Source organism: Brucella haematophila, from assembly GCF_005938105.1.
Classification (GTDB): Bacteria; Pseudomonadota; Alphaproteobacteria; order Rhizobiales; family Rhizobiaceae; genus Brucella; species Brucella haematophila.
Map to the genome: position 1 here is coordinate 1 of NZ_VCPE01000037.1, position 9023 is coordinate 9023.

The following is a 9023-nucleotide window of genomic DNA, read 5'->3' on the forward strand; positions in this document are numbered from 1 at the left end:
TCGATCGCCGGGCATGGGAAGCGAACTTGCTTGAAGAACGGGATCGGACCGACGAGAAAGTTGAAGGTTCCAAACAACTCGATAATCGGGCTAATATGGAAACAAAGGCCGTCGTTCGCGACAGAGAGACTGCCCGTACAGATCCTCCGCAACAACAGGTTCCACGATTGCAGGAACTAGAGCAAGCGCAGCAGCAAAAGAAGGAACGCGACGAACACGAGCGTTAAAGGACGATGCGACACGATTACATCTATAATTCACCTCCCGATCCGAAGGCTGACGACGCCCTTGCAAAGTTCTTTGCGGTTCTGTTCTGTCTCGTCCTGGGACTGGTTGCGATCGTGTACATAGCTACTGTCGTTCGGGACTGGTTCAACGCGGCCGTCGCATGGATAATCGATATGATTAGTTTCCTTGGGGGATTTTTGCCGTTTTGACGGCACAAGAGGATTAAAAATCAGCCGGCGCTTTGGGACCCGGCTTTCTTGTGGTTAGAATTAGTTTTGTGCGGGGTTGCAAAATTGTAGTTTTTAAACTACATAAATCCAATGATTGAGTTGAAGCAGACGGCCACCTTCGTGAAATGGGAAACCCGTTTGCGCGACAAACGAGCCAGAACCATTATCGCGGCGCGGTTGATGCGGCTCGCTGAAGGGTTGCCTGGAGACGTCGAGCCAGTGGGCGATGGCATCAGTGAACTGCGTATTCATTATGGTCCCGGCTATCGGATCTATTTTCAAAAGCGCGGGAATCTTCTGATTGTATTGCTATGCGGCGGTGACAAGGGTTCACAGAGCCGTGATATTGCTGCTGCCAAGAAGCTCGCTATTGAATGGAGTGAACAAGATGACTGAAAAACTGACCTCCTATGATCCAGCGGCTGCTCTGGTCGATGATGAGGAAATCGCAGCTTTTATGGCGGATGCTTTTGAAACGGGAGATGCGGCCTATGTAGCCAAGGCGCTTGGTGTTGTCGCCCGCGCCAAAGGCATGACTGAGATTTCACGCCAAACCGGACTATCCCGGGAACAGCTTTACCGCTCGTTCAGCGGACGCGGGAATCCAACTCTGAAGACAACATTGGCGGTTATGCGTGCGCTCGGCGTTGACATGACAGCGAAGGCTCATACTTCACAGTAAAGGCAATCGTTACTGAATAGTCTCCCTTGTGAGCGGCAGCCGTTAATGCAGTGATCATTCTCTGAATTAGTGGATGACAACGAACTCCCCTCCTGGTGGACTGGCGTCCCCCAATTTGCCGTTCACGCTGTATGCCACGGACGGCTGGCCGTCTCGGGGCCGCGAGCACTCATCGGCGGCTAAGCGCTGCAAAACGCGATGTGTCGAGCCGTTGTAAATCGGGGCTTTCGGCGACCAGCCGATATCCTTCCCAAGCGGTGTATCCGGCAATCCAGAAAGACCGCTGAGTGCGGGGATTGAAGCGCACGTAGCGGGGCACTGTAACGTTAACTTTGTTGTAAAGCTCAGCGGAGGATAAGATGGCATGCACGACCGTCGCTCCTCGCTTTACCATCGCCACCGCTTTCCGCCTGAGATTATTGCAGAGGCGGTGTGGCTGTATTTCCGGTTTCCGCTGAGCTTTCGCATGGTCGAAGACATGCTGGCATACCGAGGGATTATCGTCACCCACAAGACCGTGCGCGAATGGGCTGAAAAGTTTGGACGAGACTATGCCAATACAATCAGTCGCCGCGTGCCGCGCCTTGGCGACAAATGGCATCTCGATGAGGCTGTCGTGACAATCAACGGCGAACGGCACTTTCTGTGGCGCGCCGTTGATCAGGATGGCTTTGTGCTGGAAGTGCTGGTCCAGAAACGTCGCGATACCAGGGCTGCGAGGCGTTTCATTCGGAAGTTGCTGTCAGGTCAGGGCGCAGTTCCTCGCGTCATGGTCACTGATAAGCTCGGCTCATATGGTGCCGCCAACCGCGAGATCGGCCTCACGGTCTGTGATCATCGCCAGCATAAGGGCTTGAACAATCGGGCCGAGAATTCGCATCAACCCATAAGACGACGAGAACGGGTTATGAAGCGTTTCAAGTCAGCACGACACTTGCAGCGTTTCGCATCCATCCACGACCCGATCTACAATCTTCATCATTTTCCCCGCGACCGCTTCACCTCTGCCATTCACCGCGAACTGCGCCAAACCGCTAACACTGTCTGGCGCGATATCGCTGGCCTGTAATCCGCTTACAAACGGTACATCAAAGTCCAGGATATATCCGTAGGCAGGTTAACGTAACGGTGCCCATTCTTGGCCGCGACCCTCCCGTACCCCGAAATCAAATCCTCTAGGCGGCGTTCCGCGGCTAAAACCCTGTCGCCAGATTGGATCAACACTCTGGTTCCTGGAGATTTGTCGTGTTCGCGCCCACCTGATCCCCGGCGCAAAGCTGCGTCGGCGCACAGGTCCTCACGTCAGGATTGATTGCCTGTTCGGATAGCCACCGAGACGGGCTCCGCGCCCCGGAGGTGCAACATGAACTTGGATCGCTCTTTTTTCTCCCCCGAGCCCGCCCGATCATTTCAAAGCGCCAATTTGGCCATGATCAACGGCGCTTGGAGCAGCTTGCTGCCAAACAACCCCCCAGCAGACGGCGCTTCAAACGCCGAAAATGCCATTGTTCCTCAATCATCGAAGGCTTTGACGCTCTCAAGTCACGGCACCCATACGTCTGCTTCGCTTGGCGCCGTGTCTCCTCCGATCGATGCAAACCGCCTCATTCGGGGGTTCAGGACCGGCGACCGAAAATTCGACGCAGGCAACGAAATCCTCGGTATTGGGTCCACTACCGGTTCTTTGTTCAACCTTCTTGACGGTTGGAAAGCGGTATACTCCTTGCTTCCCGATGGCCGGCGACAGATCGTGCATTTCGCATTGCCAGGCGCAGTGCTGGGGGTGCTCTCGTCCGGTCACATGCCCTCAAACGTCGGCGCGCAGGCCCTGACGGACGTAGTCGTTTCCGTCGTTCCGATGTCCGTTCTGAAATCGCGCCTGCGGGAAGACCCGGAAATCGGCTTGAGACTCGCGCAATCTGTAGCGCGCGAACGCGATCTTGCCTTCGATCACCTGACGAGTATCGGGCGTCGCTCGGCACGAGAGCGCGTCGCCCATCTCCTGCTGGAGCTGTTCACGCGATATCGGGCGCAATGGCCCGGCAACCGCATCGAAGAGATGGCGCTTCCCCTAACTCAAGAACAGATCGGCGATGAGACGGGCCTGACATTCGTTCATGTCAACCGTGTCCTCAGTTCCCTGCGGAAGGAGGGAATCGTTCAATTTCAATACCGGCGTCTTCGAATCCTCAATCCGGATAAGTTGATCGAGGTCGCGGGAGTGGATGTGGAGATCGCGAAGGCGTGGCTCGATCAAAACTCTTCGCGATCAGATGATCGAAGGCGGACCACATAGGCCGGTCCGCCATGCGACAGCCGGATGCGCGTTATCGCGGTGACCAATCCCGACCGACAGGTGAATACTGGAGCAAGGGCCGATGGTCCGGCATTGGTTACCGCCTGAAGGCGGGCGTCTTCCGCTCGATCTCATGCGCACAAGCCGCCGGTCCGCCGGAAATCGTCTGTAGCGATCCCGAACGCCGGTCGTTCTTCACCCTGCCGCAGCGCTTGCGAGCGGCTCATCGGGCGTGAAGAATACGTCGGCGTGCATATCCTCGACGCGGAGCCTCCGGTTGGTGGCAACCACCATGACGGCCTCCACCATCGGTGGCGGCCCGGCGATATATGCCTTCCAGCCGTCGAGATCTGGCAGATCCTTTGCGACCACAGCATCGACATAACCGGTTCGCAAAGCCGTGCCCGACGCCTGGTCGGACAGAACAGGGGTAAATGCCAGATTTCCGTGGATGGACGCGAGACCCTCAAAGTGGTCGACGAGATACAGATCGTTTTCCGTCCGCACCCCGAAATAGACGTGAATGGGTTGTCTCATCCCCCGTGCCAGCGCGGTTTCAACGATCGACTTGATCGGGGCGAGGCCCGATCCGCCCGCCACACAGAGAATTGGGCCGGCATGCTTCTCGCGCAGAAAGGACGAGCCGAAAGGCCCCTCGACCATGACCGGGTCCCCGAGATCGAGCACTGAATGAATGAGGTTAGAGGCCACGCCATCCGGCACGCGACGAATGTGAAATTCCAGCTCGTCGGCGCCCGGCGGGTTCGCCATCGAATAATCTCGTGTCGGCGTGGCCGGAAATGTCACGCGCGCGAACTGGCCGGCCGTAAAGGAGGCAGGCCGACCGTCTTTCGGGCGAACCCGGACAATTTTGATATCGTGGGTGACATCCTCAATGCCAACAACGCTACACTGGAGGCGTCGACGTGGATGGTCGGCCAGCTCGTCCGCACCACCCAGCCATGTAACGGTGGCGTCGGTTTTGGGGATTGCCCGGCAGGCGAGTATCAGCCCCTCAGCTTTCTCCTCGACGGAGAGCGCGAAACGCGAATGCTCCCGAAGGTCGACCTCGCCGGAGTTGAGGCGGGATTTACATGACCCGCAGCGTCCGGATCGGCAGCCGTGCGGATAGGCGATGCCGCTTGCAAGCGCGGCCTCGAGTATCGTCTGGCCTAGCGCGACTTCGATGCTGGCTCCAGCCTGCGGCAGGTCCACTCGTTTGCTGTTCATGACCATATCACTCATGCGGGCGTCGACAAGTCGAGGGCGGCCATGAGTCCGGGCTTCTGGCTCGCAAACGTCCCGTAGAAGATCTGCGACCCGACGATGGTTATCGGTGCGACCCGCACCCCGGTTCGCGCTTTCGCTTCCTCCATCACTGATGGATCGGTCAGATCGCGCTCCTGGAACGTGATGTCTTGTTCTTTGAGCCAGGTCTTGAGCGCCCGGCAGTCCGGGCAAGTGGGTGTCGTATAGATGATGACGCTGTTTGTGCTGGAATGCTTCATCTGTCGTCTCCTTTCGATTTGACAGTTCTTCATCCAGCTTGCGGTTTCCAACGATGGCAGGGTCAAGAAGATTTATTAAGGGTTGACCTTACCATCGTTGGAAGCCCCAATCTCCTTGGACGCGAACAACAGAGGAGGTCCCTATGCTTCGCTTCCAGGTCCCGAACATGACATGCGGCGGCTGCGCAAAATCAGTGACCAAGGCGCTTTTGAGCGTCGACGGGATGGCCCGGATCGAGACTGATCCTGACAAACGCGAGGTCCTGATCGAGACGAGCGCCGACAGGGCAGCCCTTGTCGCCGTTCTCGAAGAAGCAGGTTACCCGGCAGACACTCCTGAATCATCGGGGTGAGAGGCGTTTCGCCACAGCGCCCTGTTTCCGAACAAGCGGGAAGAACGGTCGGCGGCGCGGCCCCATCGCCTCAGCCGAGCCGCAAGAACTTAATCTGGATCAAAGATTCGGAACGTCGGACCGAAGACCTTTGCACCGAAGATTCTGCCCTGCCGATAACTGGCCAGTGTCACGGAACAAGAATGGCCTGCATTCCGAGTTATCGCCAATGGCCAGTGAAGGACAACATCGAATGAGCTCATCGCATAGCCAACACGGCAACCACCACGCACATCATCGGACGGCTGCCAACGGTCCGCACCACGACCACGCGGCCGCAAGCATCGTCTCGGCAGCCGGCTCAACCCATGCCGAACATACCGGGCACGGCGGACACGATCATGCGGAGATGGTCGCCGACTTTCGCCGCCGCTTCTGGGTTTCGCTCATTCTCACGCCGCCCGTCCTGCTTCTGTCTCCGATGATCCGCCATTGGCTCGGCCTGACCGAGCTATTGTCGTTTCCGGGCGACGGTCTCGTGCTCTTCGTCCTCTCGACCATCGCCTACGTCTATGGCGGCTGGCCGTTCCTGACCGGCTTCACCTCGGAGCTGCGCAAGGGCCAGCCCGGCATGATGACGCTGATCGCGCTCGCGATCTCGGCCGCGTATTTCTTCTCGGCGGCGGTCACCTTCGGGTTCCCCGGCGAAGCCTTCTATTGGGAATTGGTGACGCTCATCGCCATCATGCTGCTCGGCCACTGGGTGGAGATGCGTTCCGTCATGGGGGCTTCCCGCGCGCTGGAGGAACTGGTGCGCCTGCTTCCAGACAGCGCGACGCGGATCGATGCGGACGGCTCGACGCATGAAGTAGCGATCTCCGCCCTCCAGCCCGGCGACCGCGTCATCGTCCGGCCGGGCGCGAAGGTGCCGGTCGATGGCGAGATCATCGAGGGATCGTCCGCCTTCAACGAGGCGATGCTGACAGGCGAATCGCGGCCTGTTTCCAAGACCGTCGGCGCGCCAGCCATCGGCGGGGCGATCAACGGCGCCAATGCCGTGACGATCAAGGTGACGGCGACGGGGGACGCGACCTATCTGTCTCAGGTCATCGACCTCGTAAAGAAGGCGCAGGCGACCCGTTCCAAGACCCAGGACCTCGCCAACCGGGCAGCCGCCTGGCTCACCTATATCGCCCTCGTCGTCGGCTTCGGGACGCTTTTCGTCTGGTGGATCGTTCTCGGATCGCCCCTGGAGTTCGCTCTGGAGCGCATGGTGACGGTCATGGTCGTGGCCTGCCCGCATGCACTCGGCCTCGCCGTGCCCCTGGTGGTGGCCGTCAGCACATCGCTGAGCGCGAGCAACGGTCTGTTGATCCGCGACCGGGCCGCTTTCGAGCGCGCGCGCAATCTTGATGCAACGGTCTTCGACAAGACAGGGACGCTGACGGAAGGACGTTTCGGCGTCAGCGATATTGTCCTTCTGTCCGCTGGCGACGAAAGCCAGGAATTGGCGTTCGCCGCCGCAGCGGAGAGTCAGTCGGAACACCCAATTGCACATGGCATCGTCGCTGAAGCCAAGAAGCGCGGCATCGCGATCCCCAAGGCCACCGAGGTCAGCAATATCACCGGCGAAGGCATTACCGCCAAGGTTGACGGCGAGGAGCTTCGGATCGTCAGCCCCGGCCATCTCGCTCGGCAAGGCAGCCCGATCGATCATCCGAAGCTCAAGGAGCTGGAAGCAGACGGCAAGACGGTGGTTGTACTTGTCCGCGATGGCGCGCCGCGCGCGCTCTTCGCGCTTGCCGACATCGTGCGTAGCGAATCGAGAGAAGCCATCGCCGAACTGAATCGCCTTGGCATAAAGTCGGTGATGCTGACGGGCGATGCGAAGGGCGTTGCGGAATCGGTATCCAGGGAACTCGGCATCTCCGAATATTTCGCCGAGGTGCTTCCCGATCAGAAGTCGGACAAGATCAAGGAATTGCAATCGCGTGGCCTTTCGGTGGCGATGGTGGGCGATGGCGTCAACGATGCGCCAGCTCTTGTCCAGGCCGATCTCGGCGTCGCCATCGGCGCTGGTACGGATGTCGCCGTGGAATCCGCCGATGTGGTCCTCGTCAAAAGCGATCCGCGCGATGTGGCGGCCATTCTCGGTCTCTCGCGCGCGACCTACCGTAAGATGGTCCAGAATCTGATCTGGGCGACTGCCTACAATACCGTGGCGATCCCCATGGCCGCCGGCATCACCTTCGGGACCGGCTTCCTGATGACGCCGGCCGTAGCTGCGGTCTTCATGTCGGCCAGCACCATCATCGTCGCCATCAACGCGCAGTTCCTGCGCCGCTACCGCAGGAACGGATGACCCACATGGATACGACGAACCACGCTTCGAGCCATGTGATCCTTCCCCTTCCGGGAAACGACGCCTTTGCCCAGCGCCTCGCCAGCGAGGGCGGTTGGCCGCTCGGCAACCTCGAAACCCGGAATTTCCCCGACGGCGAAAGCTATCTCCGCATCCTGTGCGACGTGACCGACAAAGCGGTCATTTTGGTCAGCACCCTGTCTCACCCCGATGAAGGCTTTCTGCGGCTGGTCTTCGCCGCCGACGCCGTACGATCACTGGGCGCCAGAGAGGTAACGCTGATCGCCCCGTACCTCGCCTATATGCGGCAAGATCGGCGCTTTCGACCGGGCGAGGCGGTCACGTCCCGCACATTCGCAAGACTCGTATCGGCAACCTTCGATCGCCTGATTACCGTCGACCCGCACTTGCATCGCCATCCAACACTTTCGGCGATCTATTCCATTCCGACAGCGACGCTTCATGCGGCCCCGCTCCTTGCCGACTGGATAGGGTCGGAGGTCAAGGCCCCACTGCTTATCGGCCCTGATGAGGAAAGCGAGCAGTGGGTCTCGGCCATTGCGAAGCGCATCGATGCGCCACATGCGGTCCTGAGGAAAGTCCGACACGGCGATCGCGACGTCGAAATCGAACTTCCCGATCTCTCCGCCTGGCACGATCGTCAGCCTGTACTCGTGGATGACATCGCCTCATCAGGCCATACTCTTATCGAAGCGGCGAGGAAGTTGCGACTGCAAGGTCTGGCTCCGCCTGACGTCGCTGTCGTGCATGGCATCTTCGCGGGCGATTCGTATCAACAGCTTGCCCCGCTCTGCGGTCGCATCGTTTCGACCGACTCCGTTGTCCACGCCAGCAACCGTATTGAGCTTGCGCCGCTTATTGCCGCGCATCTCCGGACGGACACGGCGGCAGGGTCGGATCAGATCCGCCACCGCCGTCCTCCGGAGCCGCTCGATGCGGTGGAGCGCGCGGGCATCGACTCATTCCCCGCCAGCGATCCACCGCCATGGTTGGGGGGACATCGGTAGCGCTGTCGATAGATCGCACTCAACAAGCAGTCAAAAAAGGATCCCGAAAGCATGGCCGCAGCGACTCCCGAACTCTTCAAGGCATGGCGCGACGGCTATGGCCAGATCCGACATAGCGACGAAACCATCGAGCGCATTCAAACGCTGGCCATGTCGGGACGGATCGAACCTGATCGGCTCTACCGACTGCTCGCAGCGGCCGACCGCCTGACCTCGGCTGCCATGTGGACCATCGTCCACATGACCTATGCGAGGCGTGTCGATGGCATTGCCAAGTTGTTTGAATAGGGCTTTGAGCAGCTTTCGCCTGTGTTTATCAAGCGGTCATTTCGGTCGTGTAGTCACGCCATAATGCAA

12 protein-coding genes are annotated in these 9023 nt (G+C 59.3%); 10 read left to right on the forward strand and 2 right to left on the reverse strand.

Translation table 11 applies throughout. From position 1 onward, the window contains the following. The 6 genes from FGI60_RS25705 to FGI60_RS25730 form a co-directional block, all read left to right on the forward strand. Nucleotides 1-227 (forward strand): hypothetical protein (locus tag FGI60_RS25705; protein WP_138787538.1); only part of this gene is annotated, 227 nt, incomplete at its 5' end. Between the two features lie 321 nt (nucleotides 228-548). Then, entirely contained in the window at nucleotides 549-854 is a 306-nt protein-coding gene (locus tag FGI60_RS25710; protein WP_138787539.1) for a type II toxin-antitoxin system RelE/ParE family toxin, read from the forward strand. After that, nucleotides 847-1140: an addiction module antidote protein gene (locus tag FGI60_RS25715; RefSeq protein WP_138787540.1), complete on the forward strand. Its 294-nt coding sequence runs from the start codon at nucleotides 847-849 to the stop codon at nucleotides 1138-1140. Before FGI60_RS25710 ends, FGI60_RS25715 begins: the two co-directional genes overlap by 8 nt. Nucleotides 1141-1504: 364 nt before the next feature. Continuing rightward, complete coding sequence (locus tag FGI60_RS25720; RefSeq protein WP_138787541.1) at nucleotides 1505-2209, forward strand: IS6 family transposase; 705 nt, start codon at nucleotides 1505-1507, stop codon at nucleotides 2207-2209. Between the two features lie 294 nt (nucleotides 2210-2503). Beyond that, a complete protein-coding gene (locus FGI60_RS25725; RefSeq protein WP_235889941.1) occupies nucleotides 2504-3436 on the forward strand; it encodes a Crp/Fnr family transcriptional regulator in 933 nt (310 codons plus the stop codon). A gap of 11 nt (nucleotides 3437-3447) precedes the next feature. Beyond that, the gene (locus FGI60_RS25730) at nucleotides 3448-3672 is read left to right on the forward strand and encodes a hypothetical protein (protein ID WP_138787542.1); all 225 of its coding nucleotides are present in this window, start codon (nucleotides 3448-3450) and stop codon (nucleotides 3670-3672) included. On the opposite strand, the gene FGI60_RS25735 is transcribed toward FGI60_RS25730, so the two are convergent. Together FGI60_RS25735 and FGI60_RS25740 are read right to left on the reverse strand one after the other, a co-directional pair. Continuing rightward, nucleotides 3632-4666 carry a 2Fe-2S iron-sulfur cluster-binding protein gene (locus tag FGI60_RS25735; protein ID WP_080843376.1) on the reverse strand — a complete coding sequence of 345 codons (1035 nt, stop codon included), beginning with the start codon at nucleotides 4664-4666 and terminating at the stop codon, nucleotides 3632-3634. The genes FGI60_RS25730 and FGI60_RS25735 overlap by 41 nt on opposite strands. An 11-nt stretch (nucleotides 4667-4677) precedes the next feature. Further along, nucleotides 4678-4944, reverse strand: a complete 267-nt coding sequence (locus tag FGI60_RS25740) for a glutaredoxin family protein (protein ID WP_080843328.1) — start codon at nucleotides 4942-4944, stop codon at nucleotides 4678-4680. Nucleotides 4945-5087: 143 nt separating this feature from the next. Here FGI60_RS25740 and FGI60_RS25745 point away from each other — a divergent pair, with 143 nt between their 5' ends. The 4 genes from FGI60_RS25745 (at nucleotide 5088) to FGI60_RS25760 (ending at nucleotide 8954) form a co-directional block, all read left to right on the forward strand. After that, the gene (locus FGI60_RS25745; protein WP_080843327.1) at nucleotides 5088-5297 is read left to right on the forward strand and encodes a heavy-metal-associated domain-containing protein; all 210 of its coding nucleotides are present in this window, start codon (nucleotides 5088-5090) and stop codon (nucleotides 5295-5297) included. 232 nt (nucleotides 5298-5529) lie between these two features. Next, on the forward strand, nucleotides 5530-7638 hold the full coding sequence (locus FGI60_RS25750; protein ID WP_080843326.1) for a heavy metal translocating P-type ATPase: 2109 nt from the start codon (nucleotides 5530-5532) through the stop codon (nucleotides 7636-7638). 5 nt (nucleotides 7639-7643) lie between these two features. Further along, a complete protein-coding gene (locus FGI60_RS25755) occupies nucleotides 7644-8666 on the forward strand; it encodes a ribose-phosphate pyrophosphokinase (RefSeq protein WP_138787543.1) in 1023 nt (340 codons plus the stop codon). Between the two features lie 51 nt (nucleotides 8667-8717). Beyond that, complete coding sequence (locus tag FGI60_RS25760; protein WP_174977470.1) at nucleotides 8718-8954, forward strand: hypothetical protein; 237 nt, start codon at nucleotides 8718-8720, stop codon at nucleotides 8952-8954. Nucleotides 8955-9023: the final 69 nt, after the last annotated feature.

Coding starts and splice junctions, on each gene's coding strand:
- FGI60_RS25710 (WP_138787539.1), top strand. CDS start 549: ATGATTGAGTTGAAGCAGACGGCCACCTTCGTGAAATGGGAAACCCGT.
- FGI60_RS25715 (WP_138787540.1), top strand. CDS start 847: ATGACTGAAAAACTGACCTCCTATGATCCAGCGGCTGCTCTGGTCGAT.
- FGI60_RS25720 (WP_138787541.1), top strand. CDS start 1,505: ATGCACGACCGTCGCTCCTCGCTTTACCATCGCCACCGCTTTCCGCCT.
- FGI60_RS25725 (WP_235889941.1), top strand. CDS start 2,504: ATGAACTTGGATCGCTCTTTTTTCTCCCCCGAGCCCGCCCGATCATTT.
- FGI60_RS25730 (WP_138787542.1), top strand. CDS start 3,448: ATGCGACAGCCGGATGCGCGTTATCGCGGTGACCAATCCCGACCGACA.
- FGI60_RS25735 (WP_080843376.1), bottom strand. CDS start 4,666: ATGAACAGCAAACGAGTGGACCTGCCGCAGGCTGGAGCCAGCATCGAA.
- FGI60_RS25740 (WP_080843328.1), bottom strand. CDS start 4,944: ATGAAGCATTCCAGCACAAACAGCGTCATCATCTATACGACACCCACT.
- FGI60_RS25745 (WP_080843327.1), top strand. CDS start 5,088: ATGCTTCGCTTCCAGGTCCCGAACATGACATGCGGCGGCTGCGCAAAA.
- FGI60_RS25750 (WP_080843326.1), top strand. CDS start 5,530: ATGAGCTCATCGCATAGCCAACACGGCAACCACCACGCACATCATCGG.
- FGI60_RS25755 (WP_138787543.1), top strand. CDS start 7,644: ATGGATACGACGAACCACGCTTCGAGCCATGTGATCCTTCCCCTTCCG.
- FGI60_RS25760 (WP_174977470.1), top strand. CDS start 8,718: ATGGCCGCAGCGACTCCCGAACTCTTCAAGGCATGGCGCGACGGCTAT.